General features: G+C 67.4%; 19 protein-coding genes and 1 pseudogene. 12 read left to right on the top strand and 8 right to left on the bottom strand.

Going from position 1 to position 24,956, the window contains the following annotated elements; translation table 11 throughout:
- Positions 1 to 156 precede the first annotated feature (156 nt).
- Both ABZ896_RS08245 and ABZ896_RS08240 read left to right on the top strand, forming a co-directional pair.
- Positions 157 to 747 (top strand): TetR family transcriptional regulator, encoded by a 591-nt coding sequence (locus tag ABZ896_RS08245; RefSeq protein WP_360923800.1) that lies wholly within the window; start codon positions 157 to 159, stop codon positions 745 to 747.
- 129 nt (positions 748 to 876) lie between these two features.
- Positions 877 to 1,257: pseudogene (locus tag ABZ896_RS08240) on the top strand (response regulator transcription factor); the annotation flags it as partial.
- 15 nt (positions 1,258 to 1,272) lie between these two features.
- On the opposite strand, the gene ABZ896_RS08235 reads toward ABZ896_RS08240, so the two are convergent.
- Positions 1,273 to 3,147 (bottom strand): cation:proton antiporter, encoded by a 1,875-nt coding sequence (locus ABZ896_RS08235; protein WP_360923797.1) that lies wholly within the window; start codon positions 3,145 to 3,147, stop codon positions 1,273 to 1,275.
- A 23-nt stretch (positions 3,148 to 3,170) separates the two neighbouring features.
- The gene (locus ABZ896_RS08230; protein WP_360923794.1) at positions 3,171 to 3,836 is read right to left on the bottom strand and encodes an FCD domain-containing protein; all 666 of its coding nucleotides are present in this window, start codon (positions 3,834 to 3,836) and stop codon (positions 3,171 to 3,173) included.
- Between the two features lie 566 nt (positions 3,837 to 4,402).
- Here ABZ896_RS08230 and ABZ896_RS08225 point away from each other — a divergent pair.
- From ABZ896_RS08225 to ABZ896_RS08205, 5 genes are all read left to right on the top strand, one after another.
- Complete coding sequence (locus ABZ896_RS08225; protein ID WP_360923791.1) at positions 4,403 to 4,840, top strand: DUF1772 domain-containing protein; 438 nt, start codon at positions 4,403 to 4,405, stop codon at positions 4,838 to 4,840.
- A 9-nt stretch (positions 4,841 to 4,849) separates the two neighbouring features.
- Positions 4,850 to 5,533, top strand: coding sequence for a hypothetical protein (locus ABZ896_RS08220; protein ID WP_360923788.1), 684 nt, complete (start codon positions 4,850 to 4,852; stop codon positions 5,531 to 5,533).
- On the top strand, positions 5,530 to 6,060 hold the full coding sequence (locus tag ABZ896_RS08215; protein ID WP_360923785.1) for a hypothetical protein: 531 nt from the start codon (positions 5,530 to 5,532) through the stop codon (positions 6,058 to 6,060). Before ABZ896_RS08220 ends, ABZ896_RS08215 begins: the two co-directional genes overlap by 4 nt.
- 120 nt (positions 6,061 to 6,180) lie before the next feature.
- A complete protein-coding gene (locus ABZ896_RS08210; protein ID WP_360923782.1) occupies positions 6,181 to 6,918 on the top strand; it encodes an EthD domain-containing protein in 738 nt (245 codons plus the stop codon).
- A gap of 345 nt (positions 6,919 to 7,263) precedes the next feature.
- Positions 7,264 to 8,520 carry an MFS transporter gene (locus ABZ896_RS08205; RefSeq protein ID WP_360923779.1) on the top strand — a complete coding sequence of 419 codons (1,257 nt, stop codon included), beginning with the start codon at positions 7,264 to 7,266 and terminating at the stop codon, positions 8,518 to 8,520.
- A gap of 39 nt (positions 8,521 to 8,559) precedes the next feature.
- Here ABZ896_RS08205 and ABZ896_RS08200 read toward each other — a convergent pair whose 3' ends face one another.
- The 4 genes from ABZ896_RS08200 to ABZ896_RS08185 form a co-directional block, all read right to left on the bottom strand.
- Positions 8,560 to 9,480 (bottom strand): MarR family transcriptional regulator, encoded by a 921-nt coding sequence (locus ABZ896_RS08200; RefSeq protein ID WP_360923776.1) that lies wholly within the window; start codon positions 9,478 to 9,480, stop codon positions 8,560 to 8,562.
- A 79-nt stretch (positions 9,481 to 9,559) separates the two neighbouring features.
- Positions 9,560 to 11,791, bottom strand: coding sequence for a pyruvate dehydrogenase (locus ABZ896_RS08195; protein WP_360923838.1), 2,232 nt, complete (start codon positions 11,789 to 11,791; stop codon positions 9,560 to 9,562).
- Positions 11,792 to 12,166: 375 nt separating this feature from the next.
- Positions 12,167 to 12,304, bottom strand: a complete 138-nt coding sequence (locus tag ABZ896_RS08190) for a hypothetical protein (protein ID WP_360923773.1) — start codon at positions 12,302 to 12,304, stop codon at positions 12,167 to 12,169.
- A 368-nt stretch (positions 12,305 to 12,672) separates the two neighbouring features.
- Positions 12,673 to 14,286 (bottom strand): NAD(P)/FAD-dependent oxidoreductase, encoded by a 1,614-nt coding sequence (locus tag ABZ896_RS08185; RefSeq protein WP_360923770.1) that lies wholly within the window; start codon positions 14,284 to 14,286, stop codon positions 12,673 to 12,675.
- 698 nt (positions 14,287 to 14,984) lie between these two features.
- On the opposite strand from ABZ896_RS08185, the gene ABZ896_RS08180 reads away from it, so the two are divergent.
- The gene (locus ABZ896_RS08180; protein ID WP_360923767.1) at positions 14,985 to 16,007 is read left to right on the top strand and encodes a fumarylacetoacetate hydrolase family protein; all 1,023 of its coding nucleotides are present in this window, start codon (positions 14,985 to 14,987) and stop codon (positions 16,005 to 16,007) included.
- A complete protein-coding gene (locus ABZ896_RS08175; protein WP_360923765.1) occupies positions 16,004 to 18,826 on the top strand; it encodes an FAD-binding and (Fe-S)-binding domain-containing protein in 2,823 nt (940 codons plus the stop codon). The genes ABZ896_RS08180 and ABZ896_RS08175 overlap by 4 nt, the downstream gene beginning before the upstream one ends.
- Here the strand turns inward: ABZ896_RS08175 and ABZ896_RS08170 are convergent.
- A complete protein-coding gene (locus ABZ896_RS08170; RefSeq protein ID WP_360923762.1) occupies positions 18,823 to 19,374 on the bottom strand; it encodes a flavin reductase family protein in 552 nt (183 codons plus the stop codon). The genes ABZ896_RS08175 and ABZ896_RS08170 overlap by 4 nt on opposite strands.
- Before the next feature lie 11 nt (positions 19,375 to 19,385).
- Between ABZ896_RS08170 and ABZ896_RS08165 the strand changes: the two genes are divergently transcribed.
- Positions 19,386 to 22,457 carry a hypothetical protein gene (locus ABZ896_RS08165; protein ID WP_360923759.1) on the top strand — a complete coding sequence of 1,024 codons (3,072 nt, stop codon included), beginning with the start codon at positions 19,386 to 19,388 and terminating at the stop codon, positions 22,455 to 22,457.
- Positions 22,458 to 22,523: 66 nt separating this feature from the next.
- On the opposite strand, the gene ABZ896_RS08160 is transcribed toward ABZ896_RS08165, so the two are convergent.
- A complete protein-coding gene (locus ABZ896_RS08160; RefSeq protein ID WP_360923756.1) occupies positions 22,524 to 23,132 on the bottom strand; it encodes a TetR/AcrR family transcriptional regulator in 609 nt (202 codons plus the stop codon).
- 460 nt (positions 23,133 to 23,592) lie between these two features.
- On the opposite strand from ABZ896_RS08160, the gene ABZ896_RS08155 reads away from it, so the two are divergent.
- Both ABZ896_RS08155 and ABZ896_RS08150 read left to right on the top strand, forming a co-directional pair.
- Positions 23,593 to 24,156: an NAD(P)H-dependent oxidoreductase gene (locus ABZ896_RS08155; protein ID WP_360923753.1), complete on the top strand. Its 564-nt coding sequence runs from the start codon at positions 23,593 to 23,595 to the stop codon at positions 24,154 to 24,156.
- Between the two features lie 326 nt (positions 24,157 to 24,482).
- A complete protein-coding gene (locus tag ABZ896_RS08150) occupies positions 24,483 to 24,935 on the top strand; it encodes a Dabb family protein (RefSeq protein WP_360923750.1) in 453 nt (150 codons plus the stop codon).
- Positions 24,936 to 24,956 lie beyond the last annotated feature (21 nt).

Below are 24,956 nucleotides of genomic sequence, written 5' to 3'. Positions count from 1 at the left end.
TCCTACCAGGGCGGATCTGAGTCACACGCTTCATGGGCGGAAGATCACGAGATCCCCGAGGGCGTATGTCAGGTGGGAAGGTCCCAGCCTCAAGAAACCAGAATCATTCTGAGAATGCAACTGGATCGAAATCAGAGTCATTCTGTAACCGGTAGCATGGTGGCCATGGTGACGCAGGAACTAGGACGACGTGAACGAAAGAAGGCGGCGACGCGCCAGGCTCTGTCGGATGCGGCGTTGAGGCTCTTCGCCGAACGCGGCTATGACAAGGTCACGATCGCCGAGGTGGCTGCCGAGGCCGACACTGCCGTCGCGACGGTTTTCGCGCACTTCCCCGCCGGGAAGGACGCGCTCATCTTCGACGACGGCAGCGCTCGGCGAGCGGACCTGGAGGCGGCAGTGCGAGAGCGCCCCGAGGGCACCTCCATCCTCGACGCGGTGCATGGCTACCTCGCCCGACGTGGCCCCTTCATCGAGGGCATGAATGCCGAGCAGCGCACGAAGGCAGACCTGATCATCAACACCCCGGCGTTGCGCGCGTACGCCCGCACGCTGTGGATCGGCTGCCAGGACGCCCTGGTTCAGGCCGTCGCCGACGAGAGCGGACGTGATCCGCGAGATCCGGGGGTGCGCTCACTGGCCCGCTACGTTCTCGAACTGCCCGACCTCATCGGTGCGGACGACGACCCCCGGGCCTCCCTGGAGGCCGCCTTCGTCCACCTGCGCCTGGGCTGGCCCGACTTGTAGGCGGCCCGCACCCCGCGGGCGGGGCCGTCGGGACCTACACCGACGGATGTACGCCACTCAGCCCGCGGATGCAGAAAAGGTCCCCGGAACGTCGCTCCACGGTCTGTCGCTTCGAGCACAGCCCGGTTCGCGGGAGCCTCCGGCTTCCTGCTGAAGAACGCGATGCCCGCGGAACTCCTGACCGCGATCCGCAGCGTGGCCGTCGGCGACGCGGTCGTCGCGCCCCGCATCACCCGGCTCCTGCTGGAGAACTTCGCCCACCAGCTCCCCATCAAGTCCGACGTCGGTGTGCGCGAGGACGAGCGGCTGGAGCGCATCACTGTGCGCGAGCGCGAGGTCCTCACCCAGGTGGGCCGCAGCTTGTCCAACGCAGAGATCGCCGAGACTCTCCGCCTGGCCGAGGCGGCGGTCAAGACACACGTCAGCCGCATCCTGTTCAAGCTGGACCTGCGAGACCGCGTCCAGGCGGTGGTCTTGGCGTACGAGACCCGACTCGTACAACCCGACTGAGCCCGGGACGCGATGTCAGTCAGGCGTGTCGGCGGTGGCGAGCTGCTGCAGGCGGGAGGATTCGATGTCGAGGCCGTGCTGGGCCCGGCTCAGCGCCGAGGAGCTGTACGTCCCCTTTTCACGCACTGCCAGCAGCCGTTGGCTCTCGGCGGCCAGCACCCTCAGCCGCAACTCGAGGTACTGCTCCTGCAGATCCGCCTCCTCGTGGGGTGCTCTTGGGATCTGCGCGGCGTTGGAGGGGATGCGGGAGTCGGCACGGACCTGCTCGAGGATCTGCGGGTCGTAGTCCTTCCCGTCGGCCCGGTGCAGAAGCCGATCGTCGAGCACGTCCCGGGCTGCGAGGGCGAGTTCGCCCAGGAGTTGCTCGACGTCGTCGCGCAACTGTTGCGGGTCATCGGCGGGGATTTTCACCTTCCGGATGACCACCGGCAGCGACAGTCCCTGCAGCAGCAGCGTGGTGGCGGCCACCACGAAGGCGATCAGGATCAGCAGGGGCCGGTCGGGAGTGTCCTCGGGAAGCGTCTGGGCCGCGGCCACGGTGATCACACCGCGCATGCCGGCCCAGGCCAGCACCACACCGCCGCGCCAGTCCAGCGCCTGGTTCAGATGGAACTCCACGTCCGCCGCGATCCTGGTGATCCGGAGCGCGAACCGCTGCTTCTTCTGCTCGGTGTCCAGGCGTGGCCCCGAACCCCGGCGCCGGGACGTCCCGGCGCGGTCATCGACTTCGGGCCCCGTGTGGCCTCCGTCCAGCCGGGCCTGGATGTGAGCCAGACGGGGCTTGACCCGGGCCGCGCGGCGCGTGTCGCCGTGCAGTGCGGCGATCAACGGGGCCGTGAACACCATCCGTACGGCGATGACCAGTGCGGAGGCCGCCAGTCCGACGACCACGGCCCGTCCCACGTCTAGATGTTCGCGCTGAACCTCATCGACCAAGGTCTTGAGGCCCAGACCCATGAGCAGGAACACGGCGTTCTCCAGCAAGAAGGCCATAGTGCGCCAATTGGTGGCTTCGGTCAGCCGGTCCTGTGCCCGCAGGAACCGTGGTGCCTGGTGTCCGGTGACCAACCCCGCCACAACGACGGCCAGCACGCCCGAGGCATGGAACTCCTCGGCCGGCACGAAGGCGACGAAGGGGATGACGAAGGAGACGGCCGTGTTGAGGACTGGGTCACTCAGGCGACCGCGCACCCGCACATTGACCTGCCCCACGACCAGCCCCACCACCACTGCTACAGCCACCGCGTACACGAATTCGCCGGCGATGCCCCACAACGACACCGTTCCGGCGACGGCGGCCAACGCGGAGCGCAGGAGCACCAGCGCGGAGGCGTCATTGACCAGTCCCTCCCCCTCGAGCACCGTCAGCAGCCGGTGCGGCAGGCCCAGGCGCCGCCCGACCGATGTGGCGGCGACAGCGTCCGTGGGACTGACGACGGCGCCCAGGGCGAAAGCGGCGGGCCAGCTGATGTCGGGCAGAAGAGTGTGAAAGAGCCAGCCGGACCCCAGCGTGCTGGCCGCCACGAGCACCACGGCCAGACCGGTGATCGGTTTGAGGTTGCGGCGGAAGTCGACGATCGGCATGTTGACGGCGCCGGAATACAGCAGGGGGGGCAGCACCCCGGCCAGAACCCACTCCGGATCCAGCTCAGGATGCGGTACGCCAGGCACGTAGCTCAGGCCGATCCCCACCACGACCAGACTCAGCGGTGCCGCCACCCCCAGCTTCTGGGAGAAGGCGGCCACGGCCACGATGCTGATGACGCCGACAGCAGCGACGAGAGTAAATTCCACGATGTGACCAGGTACTTTCAGAGGTGCGGTCGTCTGGCAGCCGAGTGGTCTGGAACGTCTCAGTCGATAAGACAGGACACACGTCTTCTTATACAAGACGCCTCAGGAGTAGCGGCCGCTTACCCCACTTCCCCTGCACGCGCCGTGTCGTGCTGCCTCAGAAGCCAGGCTACGGATTTCTCGTCCCGATTTTCGAGAGCGTCAACCAGGTCCACGTGAAGCCCGTACCGGTCGCGCAGGTACGGCCCCAGGGGAACGCCGTCCTGGGGGAGGACTGCCTGCGCATGGCGCTCGACGAGGTCCAGCAGGTTGACGTACAGGGAGCGCAGCAGCGCGCTCGGCGTGATGTCGGCCACTCGTGCGTGAAGATGCCAGTTCGCTCGGACGAACTGCTCGGCGTCCTCCGCGCCTGCGGCCTCCTCCATCCGCGCAAGCAGGGCACGCAGATCCTTGATGTCGGCCGGCGAACCGTGCCACAGCGCGTCCTGCCACAGCAGCGGCTCCAAGGCGTTACGGATGCGCAGCGCCTCGGTCACGTCGTCCTGCGCGGAATCAAGCGCCAGAACGGACTGGGCGAGCCTTGCCATCGGTGTCTGCTGCGCGGCGAACAGACCGCCCCCCGGCCCTCGTTGCACCGTGACGACGCCCCTCGTCTGCAGCAGCCGGAGCGTCTCGTTGAAGGTGCCCACCGAGACTCCGCACCGGGCTCGCAGTTCGTCCTTCGTGCCCAGACGAGTTCCGGCGGCGACGCGGGCGGCAAGCTCCGTCACCATGTCGGCGGCCATCTCCGCCCGGGACTTCGCCCCGTCCTGGCCCCATTCTGATCGCCGCAGCGCCGGAGGATCCATGCCTCTGGCACGCCCCTCATGCCACGCACCCTCGTCCCGCGCTGCCACGGTCGCCCCCCTTTCGTGTCGGAATCGCCCCGACACCTGCGATTCATCATGACGAATAGCTTCCCACCTCTTGACGCCTAATGAAACCAGGGTGCAACATCACCATAATCATCATGGTGAATAGACCTGATCTCAATCGGCGGTGAGCGCGCCCCCAGGCGGCCACCATCGAGGGATCCCGCATGACCACCTTCAGACACCTCACAGTGAAGGTCCTTCCATGCACAAGGCCGTACGGGCACCGTAGAGGCACACTTCCGACGGGCCAGGCTCGAGCGTTCTGCCGACCGAGGACCCGCCTAGCGCACCGAGCATCCCGCCCCGTTGCAGGCGCGCCCCCTGCGCGCACTCTCCGACCTGCACGCCACAGGACGTTCGGTCGCGTTCACCCTCTTGCAACATGTCGCACCATTCGGTTCACTGTTCTGCATCGCGCTACATTCTCTGGAGACGACATGCTAGGGATCGTCCTGGTCGTACTCAGCGGGCTCTGGACCGGCGGCATCACGACAACCGCCTGGGAACGGATCCCGGTCTGGCGCCGCCTAGACCCGGTGTCCCGCGCCGTCGACTTCCGACGGTCGTTGCATCGGATGGATCCAGCCATGCCGATCCTCGCGGTCGTCGTCATCGTTCTGGGCGTTGTCTACGCCCTGCGGCACGACGGCGACGCCCGGACACTGGCATGGACCGCCCTCGGCACGGTCGCGCTGATCGTCGTCGTCTCGATCGTTCTCCTCGAACCCATCAACACCAAGTTCCGCCGGCTCCCGGAGGGCACTCCGCCACCGGACGCCGCATCTCTGCATGCCCGATGGGCACGGCTGCACATCGCCCGTGCGGTGGTGGCAGTCGCCAGCCTGGCTCTGTTCGTCTCCGCAACACATTCCTAGGAGGTCACCATGAATCGCATCCCACCCCCGGACCCCTCGCGTGAACCGCTCAAGGTCAACGTCTTCGAGCGGATGGCAAACGCGGCCAACCAGCTGATGGCGCTGTTCCCCTACGACGACGCCGGCTCGATCGTGCCCTGCGGCGCCGTGTTGTCAGGCGGTCCGGACAAGGAGTACGGCCACTTCTTCCACGGCAACTCCGTCGCCGAGGTCGTGGTCGTCTACGGCTCCCACAAGTCACTGCTGTCCTCGGGACAGATCTTCGCCACCCAGCCGTTGCACGGGGTCAACTCGTTCCTGCGCGACGAGAAGGACCCCGAGGCCTTCGGCGTCATGACGATCACCCAGCACCAGGCGGAGTCCGGGGACCAGCACGAAACGGTGATGGCCCGCTGCCAGGAGTGCAAGGCCGAGCTGGTCAGGGTCGACTACGACGCCACCCCGCACGGAGCCGAGGGTCACGACCCCACCCGGTTCGGCGCCGCCGACGACCGTGTCCGCCAGTTCCCCACCACCGCCGGGTCCATGGAGTTCCTGGAACTGCGCAACAGTGAGGAGGGTCGTACCTGCGCCGAGTGCGGGCACGTCAACACCCTCTTCCCCGCCGCGGAATGGGGATGGGTGCGGCAGGTCGAGCAGACCGACGTCGTCAACAACGCCTACCGCGAGCTGGTCAAGGAGGGCCTGTCGTGAACCGTCGTCGCATGCTGCACGCTTTCAAGGCCGGCCAGGAGGTCGGCAACTACGAGGACGCCGCCGTCCTGCAGGAGGCCGTCGACCCGCAGCTGTACCTGTCGCGGAACTGGCTTCCCCAGCCCTTCCACCTGATCTGTTCCAAGGACACGGTGATCACCCAGCTGAGCGGCGCCTCGCAGATCGCCCTGCGGGACAGCTCCGTCAACACGTTCCGCATGGGGGTCGGTGACCTGGCCTACGTCCCCGCGGGCACCCCACACCAGATGACCCCCAGTGAGGAGGGCGTCTGCCTGCGCTACATGCCCCTAGACGCCGGGCTGGTGGGTGCGGTCTGGTACTGCCTCGGCTGCGAGGTCGAACTCCAGAGGCACGAGTGGGAACACTCCAACGAGCTCCCCGCCTCCGGCTTCTACGCCGACGCCTGCGCGCGGTTCAACGCCGACCTCGAGGGTCGCACCTGCGGCAAGTGCGGCGCCGTACACCCGGAGATCGACCTGTCCGCGTACGGCTGGAAGGACGAGTGACGGAACCGAGCCCCCTGAGGTCGCCCCGGCCGTGACTGGCCTATCTCGGAAGGGACATCGCGTCCACGGCACCCGGGCCACGCGCACGGACCGCACACATCGGATCGAAGGGATTGGCACGTGTTCAAGGATTACATCGTCGTATCCGTCGGAAACCAGGATCGCTTTGTCGAGATGCAGGACTACGCGATCAACAACCACGCCCAGACCGTCATGAGTCACCGCCCGTTCAAGGGCGTCTTCCGGCGCTTCATCATCAGTCGGGTCGCCCAGCCCGCAACGCTGCCGGCGCAGCTCCTGTACAACCGTCCCACGGAGGTGGCCCTGGTCGTCGAGCACACCTGCGACGACGCGGCACTGTTCCGCGAGGCCCTCGAGGACGAGGAGTACAAGGCTGTCATCGGTCCGGACGAGGAATACATGGCGCGCCAATTCCTGGACACCCCTCCCGTTGCCGTGGAAATGGACGAGAAGGTGATCTTCTCGGAATCCGGTGCGGGGCAGTACCGCGTATTCGACTTCCTCAAGCGACGTTCCGACGTCAGCCCCGCCGACTTCTCCGACTGGCTCGCCCGGGAAGGCGTGCTGCTCGCCGACCTGGCAGAGTTCCGCGCGGCAGCGTCACGACGCGTCCACAACCACATCGGCACGGACACTGCCGTCTACGCGGAAAGCGGCGGCGCTGAGGCCTCGACCGGCCGGGAGTACGACGGCATCGTCGAGACCTGGGTGTCCTCGCCCGACGAACTCTCCCGTTTCCACTCCGAGATGAGACGTCGGCACGCCGACTACGTGGATCCCGAAGCCAGCTTCTCCGTGGTCGCCACCGAGAACGTCTTTGTCACCGATCAGACGTAGAGCGCGATCGGCCGAACCTGGGCCGCGGCGCACAGCCCTGGCTCGCCATGATGAACTCATCTAAGAGTTCCGTTTCACCGGCCGTGCGAGCGCCGCAGTCGCGGTGACTGAGCTGGACGCCGCTCTCGTCCACTCAGCACCGTCGGCAGGATGTCTGTCTCGTCGGCCATCGCCTGTGTCCAGGCTCCCTGCGACGCAGAAGATTCGCGGTGACCATCCAGCATCCGTCACCCGCGCTAGTCGGCATCGGCATGCCGGTGAGTCTCGCCGAGCCGTACGGCTCGAAAGCGGCCATCTCTCTGCCTCCGTCGGATCACCCCCCATTTCCGTCAAGGAGTGCGCCCGTTGAGTTCGACGACAGCAATCCCCGCATGGCGCCGGCAGGCCGGCGTTCTCGGCCTCGCCTGTCTCATTCTCCTGGTGGACGGCTACGACCTCTTCACCCTGGGCACCGTGGGGCCCAGCCTCGTGGACTACAAGCCCTGGGGTGCGACCACCTCAACTGTCGGGCTACTCGGCAGCGTCACCGCCGTCGGCATGCCGTTTGGCTCGGCCCTCGCGGGCTGGGCCGGCGACCGCTGGGGACGACGCGTACCGATGGCCGTCGCGGTCATCTGGGTCTCGGCGTCGATGCTGGGAGCCGCGCTCGCGCCCGGGCTGGGGTTCTTCGCCGTCGTGCGGTTCTGCACCGGGATCGGTATCGGTGCGCTGGCTCCGCTCGTGGGCGCCTTCGTCACCGACAGCGCACCACCGCATCGCAGGACGCTGCACCTCATGGTGGCGTTGGGGGCCCTCGGAATCGGCGGCATCGCTTCATCACTTCTTGGCAGGCTGCTTCTGCCCGACGTGCACTTCCAGTGGCTGTTCCTGCCTGGTGCAGTGCCCGTCGTCATCGTCCCGCTGATCTGGCGGCTGGTGCCCGCCGCTCCCCCGCCTCATGAACCGGCCCTCGCCGCGGCCCGGCGCAACCACGTGACCCAGCTGCTCACCCCCCAGTTCAGACGTACCAGCACGCTGTTCTGGGGCGCCACCTTCATGAGCATGGCCCTGGTCTACAGCACCAGCTCGTGGCTGCCCACGGTGATGGTGAAGGCAGGGTACGACCTCGGCTCGTCGCTGGACTTCCTCATGACCTTCACCATGGGCGCCGTCGTCGGAGGCCTGGTCCTCGCGCCGATCGCCGACCGGGGCCATCTGCGGATCGTGACGTTGGGGACGTTCCTCCTCGCTGCCGTCGCACTGCTCGTGCTCAGCACACCGCAGCCACGCCCGCTACTGCTCGTGGTGTCGGCGCTTGCCGGCCTTGGCTCGCTGGGCTGCCAGAACATGGTCGCGGCCTGTATGACCGCCTTCTATCCGCCACACCTGCGCAGCACCGGACTGGGTGTGGGGCTCGGCGTTGGCCGCGTCGGTGCAATGGTGGGTCCGACCTACCTCTCCGCCGTCACCGGCGCGTTCGACTCCCCCCGCGCGGGCTTCTACGCCTTCATGATTCCCGCCGTCCTGGGGGCCTCCGTCATCGCGCTGCTCCCCCGCCGGTTCGCACCCTCATCCACCGAGCCTGCCGCACCTGAGGCTGCGACCACTGTCGTCCGACCTTGATGCGACGCCGCTCCCTCAGGGACCCGTTCATCCCCTGACCTACAGGGCCGCGTCGGCAATCAACTGCTTCATCAGGTGTACGAACTCTCCGCGCTGAGCATCGAGCAACGGCCGCACCAGTTCGCTCTGTACGTCGAATACAGCCCGGGCGTGCTGGTAGAGCTGCTCACGTCCTGCGGCGGACAGCGTCAGAAGGTTCCGGCGGCCGTCGATCGCGTCGCGGGTGCGGGCGATGAGTTCCCGGCTCTCCAGCCGGGCGATGACGTCGCCGCCGCTGGACTTGTCCAGCGAGGCGTGCCTGCCCAACATACGCTGGTCGATGGGCGACTCGCTCTGCAGGACGAGCAGTACGCTGTATTGCACGGAGGTCAACTCGGCCGACACACGTTCGCTCCACAGCGTGGTGTGGAGTTGCTGTGCGCGACGGATCAGGTGACCGGGTGTCGTGTGCAGTCGTAGGGCCGGCAACCGCAACGGCCACCCGGACACTGCGGCGTTCTGTGGAATGGACGCCGTGGTGCTGGGCGGTTCCCCGCGGTAGACGACCAGCCGAAGCAGCCGCAGCAAGGCCTCACCCTCATCGAAGGACAGCGGCTGCAGCAACCGGTCCTGTACGTCGAGCACGGCTGGCGCCGCCCGCACCAGGATGGCCTCGCCCGGTTCGGTCAGACGGGCGAGCATACGTCGGCCGTCCCCCGGGTCACGGTCCCGTACGACCAGTCCTCGGCCTTCGAGCCTGCGAAGGACTCCCGCCGCGGTGGTCTTGTCCAGCGACATGAGTTCGGCCACGGTCCGCTGGTCGATCCCGGGCTGCTGCCCGAGGACGAGCAGGACGCCGTACTGCATCGACGTCAGGTTCTGCGGTACGTGTTGCTGCCACAACACGGCATGCAACTGCTGAGTGCGACGGATGAGGTGCCCCGGGGTGCTCGCGAGGACGGGCAGGCTCTCAGCCGCCACCTGCCCGGACCTGCCGACGGCCACCATGTCCCCCTCACGATCGCCCCCGATGGTACGCGTGCTTTCTCAGCCCGGCAGATCAATCGGTCAGGTCGAGGGCGGCACGGACAATGCTGTCGGCGTCCAGCCCGTGAAGGCGATACACGTCCTCGATACACCCTGACTGACCGAACCGGGTGACGCCCAAGGCCGTGGTGCGGACCTGGTTGATGGTGGCCAGAAAGGACAATGTGTGCGGGTGCCCGTCGAGGACAGTCACCAGAGGCGTCGCCCGTGCCGCGGGAAACACCTGGTCCAGGATCCACGACTCGGCCTGCTCATGGCCCTGGCGGGCGCGTACCGCCCGGTACAGCAGGTCGGGGCTGGTCACACAGATCAAGTCGGCGGCGATCCCCGCCTGACCGAGGCGGGCCGCCGCTGCAACGGCTTCGGGCACCACCGCCCCCATCGCCGCGATCGTGACGCTCGGCTCCTGGACGCGGCGCAACTGGTAGGCACCCGCCACGACGTGCCGCCGGCGGCGTTCCCGGGCGGCCGGGTCGGAGGGCACCGCGGCCAGCCCCTGGTCGACCGGCCGGGTCGACAGACGGAAATAGGCCGAGCCGCCGTCAGGCCTGCCGAGCTGCGCCAGCGCGGCGAGCAGGGTCCACTCGGCGTCGATCGCGAACGCCGGTTCGTAGCTGGTGCACCCCGGCTGCTCAAGTCCGATCGAGGGTGTCTTGACGGACTGGTGCGCGCCGCCTTCGGAGGCCAGGGACACACCTGAGGGAGTGCCGATCAGAATCGACTGGCCGCCGGCGTAGGTACCGAAGGACCACGGCTCCAACGCGCGCTCCACGAACGGGTCATAGAGCACGCCGATCGGCAGCAGCGGCTCGCCCCACCGGCTCCAGGTCGCGCCGAGTTCGCCCAGGAGCCCCACCAGGTTGGTTTCGGCGATCCCGAGTTCGATGTGCTGTCCGCTCGGCTTCTCGCGCCAGTGCAGGATCGTCTCGGGGTCGTCGGCGAACCAGTCTCGTCGTTCGTCGGGCGACCAGACACCCACCTTGTTCACCCAGCCGCCCAGGTTGGTCGTCGAGCTGACGTCCGGGCTGACCGTCACCACCCGCCGCGCCGCCTCCGGGGCCTCCCGGGTCAGGTCCAGGAGCACCCGGCCCAGCGAGGCCTGGGTGCTCGACGCTCCTGAGGGCGTTCGCCCGAAGTCGTCCGGCATGGCCGGAGTCTTCCGCGGTATCGGCTCCTGCCGGTGCAGCCGCTGGGCAGTCCGCACGCACAAGGAGCGGGCCGGGCTGTCCGCGGCGAACCTCCGCCAGGGATCGGCGGGATCGGCTCCGAGACGGATGGCCAGTTCCCCCAGCTGCTCCGGGCTCAGCAGCGCCGAGTGGTTCTGCGGATGCCCTCTGGTCGCCAGGCCGTACCCCTTGATGGTGTACGCGAAGACGACTGTCGGCCGGTCGTCACTGATCGAGTCGAACGCCTCGTCCAACGCCGCGAGATCATGGCCGCCGAGGTTCGCGATCGCGTCGACGAGGCTCTGGTCGTCCACCTGGCCCACCAGCTCAGCGATCCGATCAGCGCCGGGTCCGACTCCGGGCAGCCGCTGCCGCAGTTCCCTCGCGTCGAGGCGCAACAGCCGCTGATACTCGGGGTTGGTCATCTCCTCGATCCGCTGCCGCAGCTCGGGGCCACCGGGCCGGGCGAACAACTCCTGGAGCAGCCGTCCGTACTTGACCGTGATGACCTGCCAGCCCGCGGCGGCGAACATGCCCTGCAGCTTGCCGGCCGCGATGTCCGGCACGACCCGGTCCAGCGACTGCCGGTTCAGGTCGACGACCCAAACCACTTCGCCCAGCTGACCGACCGCCGGGTCCAGCACCGCTTCCCAGACAGCGCCCTCGTCCAGCTCCGCGTCACCCAGCAGCGAGTACTGACGTCCCCTGCCCGCATCCCCTCCCATGGCCTGCACATACCGGCGGGACACCGCTCCCCAGATCGGGGCGGTCGCGCCGATCCCTACGGATCCGGTCGAGTAGTCCACCGGGTCCGGATCCTTGGCCCGGCTCGGATAACTCTGTAGTCCGCCGAACTCCCGCAGCCGTGGCAGATACGACACGTCGAGCCGACCGAGCAGGTAATTGATCGCATGCAGCACCGGCGAAGCGTGCGGCTTCACCGACACCCGGTCCTCCGGCCGCAGATGCCGGAACCACAGTGCGGTCATGATCGACACCATCGAGGCCGACGACGCCTGGTGGCCCCCGACCTTCAGTCCGGACGGATTCGGCCGCTCCCGGTTGGCGTGGTGAACCATCGCCGTAGACAGCCACAGGAGGCGGTCCTCGAGCTGGCGCAGTACCTCGAAGGTCTCGTCGGTCCGCCTCGGGTCGATCACGGGGCTGCTCACAGGCTGCCCTCCTCATCCAATCGATCTACGGATGGAACTTAGGGAGTATACGGATCAAAAGTTAGGGGCGGCAACGGTCAGCGTCAAGCGCTCCTTGCCTTGCTGATGCGCCGATCGCGTGAGCGTCCCGCCCAATGGGATCACTCCGTATGCTCTCTAATATTGATTACCCGCGAGGGCCTGACAGCCCTTCTTCGGTTTCGTGCTGTGCCGTTTCCTGTGGTCGCCGCGCCCCAGCTGTCACTTCGGATGGGCGCCGAGTCGACCGGTCGGCGTCCACGCTCAGCCGGGGACGTTCAGCGCCACCTGATAGATCTGCTCGATAACGGTCATGCGTACCGCGTAGGCAGCGCCACCCGCGCGCGGCGAGCCAGTCTGGAACGTGTGCATCTCACCGGCAGAGTCGGTGCGGATCAGCATGCGCCGGCCGCGCCGGAACTTCCCCTCGGCAGTTGAGCCAGCGCCAGGCGGGCCATCTTTGTGTGGTCGGCGACGGTGTCGCTGCCGGCTGTGCCCCGCTGCGGCAGCCTTACGACCGGCCCTCCGGGGCCGCCGCATCCGTGGTCAACGAGAGTCACGAACGGATGCCGGCCATAGCTCTTCCTACAGGTCCGCGCGGCATCCTCCTTAACGGAGTGGAACAGCCACAGCCCACTGCCGGTGTCCACGATCACCTGACCGCGCGCATGCGGAGCTCCAGGTCCGGCCATTGTCAGACACGGTCGCCGATGTCGGCCCCTGCGGTGCCTGTGGCCCACGTGACCTGCGCGGTCGCTTTCCGCCTCCTACTACGCTCTCCTGATCTTGGCGAGCTTCTTGGCCAGCAGGAAGCCCGATCCCGCTGCCAGGCTGGCTCCGGGATGCGTGCTCGCGCCGATGTGGTAGAGCCGCTTGACCGGGGTCCGCGGCGCGAGCGCGTACGGCGAAGGCCGCAGAACCAGCATTTGATCGAGGTCGGGAGCGCCGGACGTGCAACTGCCGCCTACCAGGTTGATATTGGCCACTTCCAGATCTGCGGGCGACACAGCGATGCGCTCGATGATGCTGTCCTCAAGCCCGGGAAGATGGCGGGCGAGCCGACGCTGGATCCGGTCCGCATACGCTTCTCGCACGTCGACGGTCCAACCGTCGGTGACCGCTATCTCGCCCACCGCGTCACCGATCGGGACGGATGGCAGATCCAGCACCTGTATCCACAGCTGGGAACCACCTACCGGACCCCGGGTGTCGTCGAGGGCCATCGGCTGCCCGCAACAGATAGTCGACTCCGCAGGCAGCAAGCCGCGGCGCCCCTCATTGGCTGCACGCGACACGGCGTCCAGTCCACCGGTGATGTTAACCACGGCCGTGCGACTGAGGTCGTCGTCCACCGCCCAGCGCAACGGTCGGTCGAGTGAGTAGGCCATCTGAAAGACAGCCGGGCCGGGCCGAACCTTGCGGGCCGAGGCACGAAGCTCGTTGGGGACACTGACGCCATCCAGCAGGAGCTCGTAGAGTTGAGCCGCGGTCACCGAGCAAGCGACGGCGCGTCGCGCGTCGAACACGCGATCGCCGGCCGCCACACCCACCGCCTTGCCCTGCTGAACGATGACGCGGTCCACGTCGACGCCGGTCAGGCACACACCGCCGTGCTCCTCGATGATTGCGGCCAGCGCAGCGGCGACGGCTCTGCCACCGCCGACCGGCACGGGTTGCCCCATGGCCTCACAGAACGCCGCAACCGCGCGGACGGTTACGGCAGAGCCGAGTTCGTCAGGGCTTGAGGCCCCGTGGAGGGCCCACGGCGCGAGGAGAGCGTGGATGAGCGGTTCTTCGAAGGTCTCGCCCAGCCAGGTACGGGCCGACATCAGCATCTCGGCGAGCAGTGCCCGCGTCCCCGCGCCGCCGCGCCGCCGGTAGACACCCCACATCCAACGAAGTCCCGCCGGCGAAAGCGGGTGGAGGTTGCGTATGCCGAGCAGATCCTCGGCTCCGGCGAACAGAGCGCCGATCGCGGCGTCCCACGCCTTTCCTTGCCCGGGCTGAAGCCGCTCCAGCCGCTCGATATTGCGCGCGTGGTCAGTAGTCATCAGGAGCGAGCGTCCGTCATCAGTCACCACAGCGAACGGCTCGTCGGTATTGGCATATCGCAGACCATGGCGCTCGAGGTCTGCACTCAGATACTGGTATGCGGGGGAGCCGAGAAACTGAAGGTGGAAGCAGGACATCAGCTCGGTCCGGAAGCCACCCTTCGTGTCGACGGTGCACATTGCGCCGCCAAGATGCTCCGCACGCTCGAGCACAGCAACCCGCCAACCGCGCTTGGCCAGCGTTGCCGCCCCGACGAGGCCGTTGATCCCGCTTCCGACGAAGACGGCGTCGAACAGGTCGCCGTTCCGCGGCCGCCGATCTGCTTGCTGCATAGGGTTCCTCTCGTAACTCATGTGCCGTTGACCGCTTCAATGGGGCTCATGTCCGTTTGCGAGCACTGAAGGGTCGAATCCGGTGCGTTGCCGTCCGTAATCGCCGGCGAGCACGCACGAGACATCGGCGTCGCCATCTCCCGGAACGGAAGAGGTCGCACGCGCTATCCGGGTGAAGGTCTCGAATCGCGCGTCATGCGCACTGACCTCCCGGCGATCCAGAAGCTCATTGCCGGGAAGCCCAACAGATGGGTGGGTTCCCCTCAGCTTGCTTCGCCTCCGTGATGCAGGTCGACCAGCAGCCGGTTCAGGTTAACTCCCCATCCTCGCCATGTTGCATAATGCGGAACAGCGCCCCTGATTGTGATACCTAATCCGCCACATGGCAAGGCTGTCGCCGTCCCCTTGTTCGGGATGAACACCCGGCGCGCCGGCATCGGACGCCAGCGCCCGATCTTGAAGACGAGGGCTCCTTCACCGCACCCCGCACCGAGGCCCAGTAGGCCTAGGGCGGCGACCTGCTCCTAGTTGCCGCGATGGCTGCGACACGGCACCCGGCGAACGCCGCCGCCTCGGGTTTCGCATCTCTTTGCTTGCCCGTCGGAGCATGAGGGCTGCGGCGAACAGGCGTGACGAGCGCGCATAGCCGGTCGCAGAGACTGAAACTTCCCGAATGCGCGCCGAGAGAGGAACGAACCGTGAAGTTTGCGCGCGCACGTGTCGATAACTTCGGCTGGACCGGCCACCGTCTGCTCGTGGCCGAGGGAACGGGGCCGTGGATCGACCTTCGGGCCTGGGCCCGCGACGAGCTCGTCCATCGAGGCGCGAACGAGGAGCGCGCGAACGACCTCGCGGCCGCTTGCGTGCCCGGCAGCCTGTCGCAGGCGCTTCAGGGAGGCGACGTCTTCCTCGACCTCGTCGATCGTGCGGTGGCGGACGCCGAAGGTCACTGCGCCTGGGAGGGCGCGCTCACCTACGGCAACGCCGCTGACCCCGCGAGCTACCGCGACTTCATGGTCTTCGAGGAGCACTTCAGGTTCGGCTACGAGTGGCAGGGAAAGCCCGTCCCGGAAGTCATGTACGAACTGCCCGTCTGCTACGCGGGCGATCCGCGTTCGTTCATAGGGCCCTTCGACGAGATCCCTTGGCCGTCGTACTCCGAGCGCCTGGACTACGAACTCGAACTCGGGATCGTCCTGGGGCGCACGACGTCCGACGTCAGTCCGGACCAGGCGCTCGGTCATGTGCTCGGTCTGACGATCCTGAACGACGTCAGCGCACGTGATATCCAGGCACGCGAGATGACAGGCGGTCTGGGGCCTTCCAAGGGCAAGCACTTCGCCTGTGTCGCCGGACCGATGGTCGTCTCGCTCGACGAGTTGTCCTCCGAGCGGCTCGGGATGCGCGTCCGGGTCAACGGTGACGTCTGGTGCGAGACCACCACCGACCGGATGGTCTGGTCCGTCGCCGAGATCGTCTCCTGGGCTTCGCAGGGGGAGCGACTGCCTGCGGGGACCCTGCTCGGCAGCGGCACCTGCAACGGCGGATCGTCGATCGAGCTCGATCGTGACCTGTCGCCCGGCGACGACATCGAGCTGAGCATCGAAGGGCTGGGGATGACGCGCAACCGCCTGGGTCAACCCAGCAGCACCGGGACCCGTCCTCGGGCGCGAACACGGACCCAGGACGGACACACGGCCGAGCACCACTTCCTCACATGACGGCCACGCTGAACGACCAGCTGAGCTCGCTGCTGGGATCCGACCGCGTCAGGGGCCGACTGTTCGACCGGCTCGCCCTGGCCCACGATGCCTCGCACTACCGGCTCACGCCGGCCTCCGTCGTCGTACCGCGCAGGACGGAGGAGGTGGCGGCCGTCCTCTCCTGGTGCGTCAGGGCGGGTGTCACGGTGACGTTCCGATCCGGGGGAACCAGTCTCTCGGGGCAGGCGAGCACCGACGGGGTCATCGTCGACACGCGTCAGCACTTCCGCCGCATCGACGTGCTCGACGGCGGGGCGCGCGTACGCGTCGAACCAGGAGCGACGATCCGGTCGGTCAACGCACACCTCGCGCCGTACCGTCGCAGGCTCGGCCCCGATCCGGCCAGCGAGATCGCGTGCACCGTCGGTGGAGTGATCGCCAACAACTCCTCGGGCATGCAGTGCGGGACCGAACTGAACTCGTTCGAGACCCTCGAATCCCTGGTTGTCGTACTGCCAAGCGGAACGACGATCGACACCGGCGCCCACGACGCCGACGAGCGGCTGCGGGCCACGGAGCCCACGCTGTACCGGCGGTTGGCCCACCTGCGCAACCGGGTACGGAGCAACCCGGATTCCGTCGCCCGCATTGAGCACCAGTACTCGATGAAGAACACGATGGGCTACTCAGTCAACGCGTTCACCCGCTTCACGTCGCCGGTCAAGATCCTCGAACACCTGATGGTCGGCTCGGAGGGAACCCTGGGGTTCGTCGCGAGCGCCACGTTCCGCACCGTTCCTGTCCTGCCGCACGCCGCGACGAGCTTTCTGGTCTTCGACTCGATCGCCGACGCGATCGACGCGCTGCCCGCTCTGATCGAGGCACGCGCCAGGACGCTGGAACTCCTGGACGCCACGTCCCTTCGCGTCGCACAGCGACAGCCGGAAGTCGACTCGGTGCTCGGAGGTCTGGCCGTCGCCGACCACACGGCACTGCTCGTCGAGCTGCAGGCCGACGACGAAGCCGAACTGGCCGAACAGCTTGCCGGCACCGCGCCAGTGTTGGAACGGCTCCGGCTGCACCACCCGGCGACGTTTGTCAGCGACGCCGCGGCGCGCGCACGCATGTGGAAGCTGCGCAAAGGCCTGTACACCGCGGTCGCCGGTGCCCGGCCGCCCGGCACGACGGCGCTTCTCGAAGACGTCGCGGTCCCGATGCCCGCCTTGGCCGAGACGACGCAGCAACTGTCGCGGCTGCTCAACGCATACGGTCACGACGACGCGGTGGTCTTCGGCCACGCCAAGGACGGCAACCTGCACTTCATGATCAACCCGGCCCTCGGCGATCCCGAGCAGCTGCACCGCTATGAGGCGTTCACCGAGGACTTGGTCGACCTCGTCCTGGGGCAAAGAGGCACCCTCAAGGCCGAGCACGGGACGGGTCGGATGATGGCGCCGTACGTCGCGCGGCAGTTCGGTGACGAGTTGTACGACGTCATGCTGCAGGTCAAGGCGGCGACAGACCCCACGGGCGTGCTGAATCCCGGAGTTCTGGTGGGCGTCGGCCCCCGCGCTCACCTCGAGCACCTGAAGATCGTCCCGACGGTCGATCCAAAGGTCGACGCGTGCGTCGAGTGCGGATACTGCGAGACCGTGTGCCCATCCCGCGAGACCAGCACCACGCCTCGACAGCGCATCGCGCTGCTGCGCGAGATCGACCGCGCCGATCCGGACGAGGCCGAGCTGCTGAGGTCTGCGTTCGCTGTCGATGCGGTCGACAGCTGCGCCGCCGATTCATTGTGCGTGACCGCCTGTCCCGTGCACATCGACACCGGAGAGGTCATGAAGGGCTTGCGCGCCGGGCGCGTGGGTCCGCTGGCGGCAAGGACGGGCGTCGCCGTCGCTCGGCACTTCCGGGCGGCGGTCACCGTCGCTCGCGGCAGCCTCGGCGCCGCCTCCGCCGTTCCCCGACACGTGGCCGGTGGTGCCAGTCGGACGGCGCGGAGATTCGGGGGCGATGAGTGGATTCCCGACCTCACGCTCCCCCTTCCCTCGCCGGGACCGTTGCGGCGGCCGATCGCCTCGGCCCGGCCGGACGCGGTCTTCTTCCCCGCGTGCGTGAACTCGATCTTCGGTGATGGAGGTGCACCTGGCACGACGCGTTCCTTCATGGAGCTGTGCAGAGTAACGGGAATCCGGCTTCGGACGCCGGAAAAAATCGGGGGCCTGTGTTGCGGAACGCCGTGGAAGTCCAAGGGCTTCGTCGCAGGACATGTCGAGATGGCGGTGCACACCGTCGACTCCCTCTGGGGCGCATCGGAGCAGGGCCGGCTTCCGGTGGTATGCGACGCGTCAAGCTGTTCGCATGCGCTGGGAGAGCTGGGGCGTCATGTCGACGCCGAGCGCCGGGAGCGGTTCGAAGCACTGACGGTGTTGGATTCGGTGACCTTCGCTCGTGAGGTCATCGTGCCCCGGCTGGGGTCCGTCCGACGCGTCGGGTCAGTCGCGGTCCATCCCACATGCTCATCGGTCCACATGAACAACGTGGAGGACGTCCTGGCGATCGCCCGTCACTGCGCCGACGAGGCGGTCGTTCCTCTCTCCGCGGGGTGTTGCGGATTCGCGGGAGACCGCGGACTCCTGCACCCGGAACTCACGGAGGGCGCAACCCGGGCCGAGGCCGCTGAAGTCACCTCACGGCACTTCGATGCCTACGTCTCGAGCAACAAGACGTGCGAGATCGGGATGTCGCGCGCCACCGGCCGTCGGTACGAGCACGTGCTCGACCTGCTGGCAGCCTGCGTGAGGGACGGCGAATCGGAGGCCCGGCCCCACTAGCCGCTGAAGTGCGGGCGCCAGCGACCACTGGGGGCGAGCTCGCCGGCCTCGAGTCGGGTGACGCGGCCGTCGAACAAGGTGAGGGGCGCCTCCGTGGGAGCGCAGATGGTGACCTCTCGGACTGTGCACAGGACGACAACATGGTCGCCTGCCGGCACCTGTTGCAGAGCGGAGAGTTGGAGCACAGTGACCGCCGCGTCAAGTACTGGTGTTCCCCAGGTGGATTCATGCCAGTCGCCACCACGGAAGCGGTCGTCGATCGGCAGAGTGAATCTCTTGTACGTCGCGAGGGCGAAGTGCGGTAGGACGCTGAGGCTTGTCGCCGCGCACGTGGACAGCGACGCGGTGGCGGGATCTTCGGGATCGGCACAGTAAGCCACGACGGGTGGGGTGGCCGACACCGGCATGAGGGTTGCGACCAGCATCCCGATCGGGCGCCCGCCGACGAGTCCGGACACGACTGCAGAGCTGGTCGGCAGTCGATTCATGGCGCGGTGAAACGTGTGGGGATCGACATCAGGGCCGGACGACTGGGATTTCGCCACCATTTGCATACGATATGGCTCACTGCGGAAATCAGTGCGAAATCAAAGGTGGGCGTGCTCAGAAATGCGGAGACGGAGTGGTGAGTGACGAGCGTCGCGGCCTCGTCAGGGCGCGATTGCGGCCTCCTCGCCTGCGTGCGGACGTCCGCCCGCGGGAACGTGTCGGGGCGATGATCCGCGACCTGCTGGCCTCGCGGCGGGTGCTGCTGGTCACCGCTACGGCCGGATCGGGCAAGACAACAGCCGTGGCGCAGGCGTTGGCGTCGGTCGAACGGCCGATGAGTTGGCTGCGTCTCGACGTCTCGGACCGCGCGGCCGGTCGGCTCCTCGTCTACCTCGAAGCGGCACTGCGAGCTGCTGATCCCTCGATCGCTCCGGCCGTAGAAGCCGCTTTCGCGGCGGACGTCGGACACGTCGAGGCCGCGGCGATCCTGGCGGAAGGAGTCGGCCACCGAGAGCTGGTGATCGTTCTCGACGAGATGGAGAAGATCGTCGCCTCCGCCAACGCGCGGGCCGTACTGAGTTCTTTCATCCGCCATCTGCCCGACAGCGCGACCGTCGTCGCGATCTCCCGGGTGGAGACGCAACTGTCGCTGGCGCAGTCCGAGTTGGCCGGCATGGTAGGCAGGATCGCCGAGCGCGATCTCGCCTTCACCGTGAACGAGGCGCGTGCAGCGCTCGCATCACTGTCACGGAGGGAGGTGGACGCCGAGGCGGCGGTCGCGGCCACGGGCGGATGGGCGGCGGGGATCCTCTTCGGATCGTGGACGTCGGAGCAACACGTCCACGGCACCGGGGGCGAGGTCGATCCTCTCCACAGCTATCTGTCGACCGAGATCATGGCTGCGATGTCCCAGCGCCTGCAGGAGTTCCTGACCGCGACAGCGATCCTCGAGGAGGTCACTCCGGCACGAGCGGCACGGCTGGGGTTCGGGGAGGGCGGAACCCTCCTCGCAGAGCTGGCCGGTATGCACCTGCCGGTCGAACTGGACCGCCAACAACTGTCGATGCGCGCGCATCCGCGCTTCAGGGACTACCTGCTCAGCCGGTTCCTGGAGCTCGAACACTTCGTCCAGCAGACGTTGCGTCATGCACACGGTGAGCTCTTGCTTCATGAAGGGCAAGGGGAAGACGCCGTCGACGAGTTCATCCTGGCTGGCGACATCGCGCAGGCCGAGGACGTGGCGAAGTCGGTCATCCTCGACGTCACCCGACGCCTCGACCTGGACGTCGCGGATCGCTGGCTTCGCTCGTTCCGTCGATGGCGCATCGAGGAATCGCCGGTGCTGACAGCGGCGGAGATGCTCGTCGCCGTGGATCGCGAGGAGTACGGAGCCGGTGCGCGTGCCGCCGATCGTCTGCTGCTTCTGTCCCCCGGGACAGGTGAGGGAGCCCCGATCGACTCACGCATGATCGGGGTGATGGCATGGAGCTACTTCCTCGTCGGACGGATCGACGACGCCCGTCAACTGCTCTCGACAGCACCGTCGGATGCGCGTATCGACGTCATCCGTTTCTGCATCGGAGTCGAGCTCGTCGACGACCCGACGCACTACCGCGACAGACCGCTGGACTCGGGGACCGAGATCGACGGGCTTCTGGCGCGAGTCGACCTCGCACACGGACGCTTCGAGCGGTTGGTGCGGGGCAGCCCGTCCGCGATGACAGCGGTACGGCTGAGCCGCCTCGGGGCGCTGACCGGGCTCGGTCGGCTCGAGGACGCGCTCGGTCTGGCCGCGGAGTCGACGCACGGCTGGACCGGGACGCGTCTGCAGGCCGAACTGCTGGCCGAGTGCCGGCGCCCCGAGGACGCCTGGGCTGTGTTGATCGCGGGCCGGGACAGACTGGCGCGTACCGACGCGCCTTTGTTCCGAATCTTCGCTCTCCTCACCGAAGCGATGCTCGCGCTGCGTTTCCAGAAGGACCCAGCCCAGGCGGCCGCGGCATTGACGGCGGCCGAGCGTGAGCCGACGGCGTTGCAGCGCGTCCGCGTGGTGGAACAGCTGGAGCTGTGGCGGGGCCTCATCGCGCTGCAGGAGAATCGTGACGCCGTGGCCGTCGAGCGCCTCAGAGCGGCCGTACGGCTGATGACCGCATGGGACCGACGGCTCTTTCTTCCTACGGCGGCCGTCTACCTCTCCGAGGCGGAGTGGCGCGTCGGCAACGAGACGAAGGCGGACAAGGCGGCGGATCTCGCGCTGGCCGTCTCCCGGCAGATCGGCTCCATGCATCTGATCGGTCGCGCGGTGGCCGAGTTCCCGGCCGTACTCTCGCGCCGGCTCGATGCCGAGGTGGACGCGGACGGTCCCTGGCACGATCTCGGCCGCAGCTTGCTGCTGCAGGCAGAGATGAGATCCGACGTGCCGGACAGGTCGCTGATCCGTGTGCGAGAAGTCGCACCAGCGGGGTTGGAGATCGGGGGGCGCTACCACGAGCTGAAGCTGCTCAAGGCAGTCGAGCTGCTCTCCTATCTGGCGGTCAACGGGGGCAGCGCATCCCGCTCGGCCCTGATCGGCGCCCTGTTCGAGAGCAAGAACGACAAGGCGGCCCAGGCGTATCTGAGGATGGCGGTCAACGCGGTCCGCACCCTGTTCCCGAACGTCGCGTGCATCGATGTCGGTCCCGAGCGCGTCACGTGGGCTTTCGGGGAGCTGAGCAGTGATCTGGTCGAGACGCAGACCGCCTATCGGCGGCTCCGCGACGTGAGCGGCCCCCTGCGTCTCCAGCTTGCGCGCCGCCTGCTGAGCGCGGTGGGGACCGGCGAGTTCCTACCGGGAGCGCGCTCGCTGTGGGCAGTCGAGCAGCGTGAGGTATGGCACGGCCTCCTGCTCGACATCAGATTCGCCGCCTCCGAAGCGGCCTTCGCCGAGAACCAGTTGGGGGTCGCCCACATTCTCGTCCGGGAGGTGCTGGAAATCGACCGGTACCGGGAACGGGCGTGGCGTCTGGCGATGAAGATCGCCGCAGCCGTCGGGGACGGTGACCGGGTCCTCGCCCTGTTCCGGGACTGCGAACGCGCCCTGGCCGAAGTCCCGGCACAACCGAGCGAGTCGACGCGTCGGCTGCTGAGAGACCTGCGGAATTAGCCAGCGGGAGGCCTTGCACTACCTGGCTGTACGCATCGGTTTGTGTGAGGTGGCTGGGCTTGCCTGTCAGCCGTGATGGAGGCCGTGGCAGAGCGTGTCGAAGGCGGCGCGAGTGAACTCCGGGAGGTCTCGGCAAGGCGGCGGTGGTCCGGGCTCGCCAGCCAGCAAGCGTCGGCGTAGTTCGCGTTGGACGGCGCGGTGGATTCCGGCGATGCCGCCGGCCAGCAGAAGCGGGGAAGGGACTGACCCCTCCTTCTGAAGCTCGGCGGCGAGGGCGATTTCCGTGTTCTCTGCCATCTCACGTTCGCGGGCGCGCAGAGTGGGACTTTGCTGGATGACCCGCCACAACCGCAGCATCTCGTGCAGGGTCGAGGTCTCCGAGTAACGCTGTTCCAGCTGGTCCAGGACATAGTCGCGAATGGCTTCGACCGGGCAGCTGCCTTCCTCGCGATCACGGACGATCATGGCAAGTTGGTCCTCAGCCTCGGCCTGGCGGTCGAAGAACAGGTCTTCCTTGGCCGGGAAGTAGTTGAAGACCGTCTGCCCGGAGACGCCGACGATACGTGCCACCTCGGCAACGCTCACCTGGTCGAACCCGCACTCCAGGAAGAGCGGGAGCGCGGCGTCCGCGATCGCCTGCCGGGTCTGCTGCTTCTTGGTCTCGCGTAGTCCCATGCCGACGATCGTAGGGCCAACAAAAACTTTATTGACACAAAGCTTTGCGTGACAAAAAAAATGGCTAGGCTGGTTCTGCAACTACTCCGACACCTGCCGGAAACCTACGCATGGCCCAGTGTCGCGCCACTGCAAGGAGTACGTGTGTCCGCTCCACCATCCACGTCGGCATGTCCCGCCGTCACCCGCAACGTCCGCCGGGTTCGGCTCGGCGGGCTGCTCGCCATGCCAGTGTCGACGCTCGACACCATGGTTGCCGACACTGCGATGCCAACGATCGCGTCGCCCCCTCCATGAGCACGCAGATGGCCACACGGGGATCCAGGGCACCGGCGCCGGCGGGATCAGTTCATGAACCACCAACTCGCCCCCCAACCCTCCGAGGCGGCACTCACCCTCGCCGCTCCCGGCACAGTCGGGCGGAGTCTGTTCACCCCAGCATCCAAGAGAGGTACACACCATGATCAACATTGCTGTCATACTGGCCAGCACCCGCCCCGGCCGGCGCGGCGAGGCTGTGGCCCAGTGGGTGATGAAGCACGCCAGCCAGCGAGACGACGCCCGCTTTGGGCTGATCGATCTCGCCGAAGTAGGCCTGCCTCCCCTGGACGAGCCGGTGGGACCACGCAGCGGCCAGTACACCCAGGAGCACACCCGCTCCTGGGCCCAGACCATCGCCGGCTACGACGGCTTCCTCTTCGTCACCCCCGAGTACAACCACTCCGCCCCGGGCAGCCTGAAGAACGCCCTGGACCGTCTCTACGCCGAGTGGAACAACAAGGCAGCCGGCTTCGTCTCCTACGGCGTCTACGGCGGCGTCTGCGCTGTGGACTCCCTGCGCCCCGTCCTGAGCCACCTGCAGGTCGCCGACGTCGGCGCCCAGGTTGCCCTCAGTATGCACACCGACTTCACCAACTACACCGACTTCACCCCGAGCGAGCACCAGACCGCCGAACTGGCCGAAACCCTCGACCAGCTGATCGCCTGGTCCGCCGCGCTGGCCCCGCTGCGCACCGCCTCCTGAGCCGCCGCTATCGGAGGCGGCGAGGTGACCCGCCATGCGCGCTTAGGCCGATGTCATCGGGCGGAGAAGGCCCCAACATTGATCGGCTAAAGCCCAATTGATCGGCTTTCAGGTCGGCTGCACACGTGCCGGATACCGGTCAAGGGTGCCACGGTGATGCCCCTTTTGCCCGGCGACGTGATCCCCACGGGTACGCCCGCCGAAGTATTCCCGATCGAGGCCGCCGACACCATCCGGCTCGCCTGTCCGACCTCGGGCTGTAGCCAGGCGACGGGAGCGGCGGACACGGCAGTGGCGTCGCCGACATCTGGCCGTTCCAAGGGGCGATGCCCCTGCTGGACGAGAACGCAACTGATCACATTGAGACGACAAGAGGAGACATCATGTACCACCTTTTCGAAGGGCTGACCTTGAAGCCCGGTACCTCTCCGGAGGCCTTCGCCGCGATCGTGGCCAACGTCCGTGAGCTGGTGGCGGGCGTGCCCGCGATCGCCTCGTCGACGATCGGCCCGGCCCATCCCGCGCATGCCGAGGAGCACTCCGTCGACATCGCCATGCACTTGACCTTCGAGACCGAGGAAGCCCGCAACACCTTCTACTTCCACGACAACTGCAGGATCGTTTTTCAGAAGTGGGTCGTGCCCAATCTCGCCGGGACGCCGTTGCGAGTCGAATTCAGCGATGACCGCACCGCCCCCGAGACGGACAAAGTGCCTATGCCGCCTGCCCCATGGTTCACGGGCGACGAAGGCTTCGGCGACCCCGTCGAAGGGCACTGAGCCGGACCGGTTGCCAGGCGT

This window comes from Streptomyces sp. NPDC047072 (genome assembly GCF_040643855.1).
Taxonomy (GTDB): Bacteria; Actinomycetota; Actinomycetes; order Streptomycetales; family Streptomycetaceae; genus Streptomyces.
This window is presented reverse-complemented; position numbering and strand designations above follow the sequence as displayed.

Excerpts from the sequence above, each read along its gene's own strand:
- ABZ896_RS08245 (WP_360923800.1), top strand. The coding sequence starts at position 157 with ATGGTGGCCATGGTGACGCAGGAACTAGGACGACGTGAACGAAAGAAG.
- ABZ896_RS08230 (WP_360923794.1), bottom strand. The coding sequence starts at position 3,836 with ATGGCCGCCGACATGGTGACGGAGCTTGCCGCCCGCGTCGCCGCCGGA.
- ABZ896_RS08225 (WP_360923791.1), top strand. The coding sequence starts at position 4,403 with ATGCTAGGGATCGTCCTGGTCGTACTCAGCGGGCTCTGGACCGGCGGC.
- ABZ896_RS08220 (WP_360923788.1), top strand. The coding sequence starts at position 4,850 with ATGAATCGCATCCCACCCCCGGACCCCTCGCGTGAACCGCTCAAGGTC.
- ABZ896_RS08195 (WP_360923838.1), bottom strand. The coding sequence starts at position 11,791 with ATGGTTCACCACGCCAACCGGGAGCGGCCGAATCCGTCCGGACTGAAG.
- ABZ896_RS08190 (WP_360923773.1), bottom strand. The coding sequence starts at position 12,304 with ATGCTGATCCGCACCGACTCTGCCGGTGAGATGCACACGTTCCAGACT.
- ABZ896_RS08185 (WP_360923770.1), bottom strand. The coding sequence starts at position 14,286 with ATGCAGCAAGCAGATCGGCGGCCGCGGAACGGCGACCTGTTCGACGCC.
- ABZ896_RS08175 (WP_360923765.1), top strand. The coding sequence starts at position 16,004 with ATGACGGCCACGCTGAACGACCAGCTGAGCTCGCTGCTGGGATCCGAC.
- ABZ896_RS08170 (WP_360923762.1), bottom strand. The coding sequence starts at position 19,374 with ATGGTGGCGAAATCCCAGTCGTCCGGCCCTGATGTCGATCCCCACACG.
- ABZ896_RS08165 (WP_360923759.1), top strand. The coding sequence starts at position 19,386 with ATGGCTCACTGCGGAAATCAGTGCGAAATCAAAGGTGGGCGTGCTCAG.
- ABZ896_RS08160 (WP_360923756.1), bottom strand. The coding sequence starts at position 23,132 with ATGGGACTACGCGAGACCAAGAAGCAGCAGACCCGGCAGGCGATCGCG.
- ABZ896_RS08155 (WP_360923753.1), top strand. The coding sequence starts at position 23,593 with ATGATCAACATTGCTGTCATACTGGCCAGCACCCGCCCCGGCCGGCGC.
- ABZ896_RS08150 (WP_360923750.1), top strand. The coding sequence starts at position 24,483 with ATGCCCCTGCTGGACGAGAACGCAACTGATCACATTGAGACGACAAGA.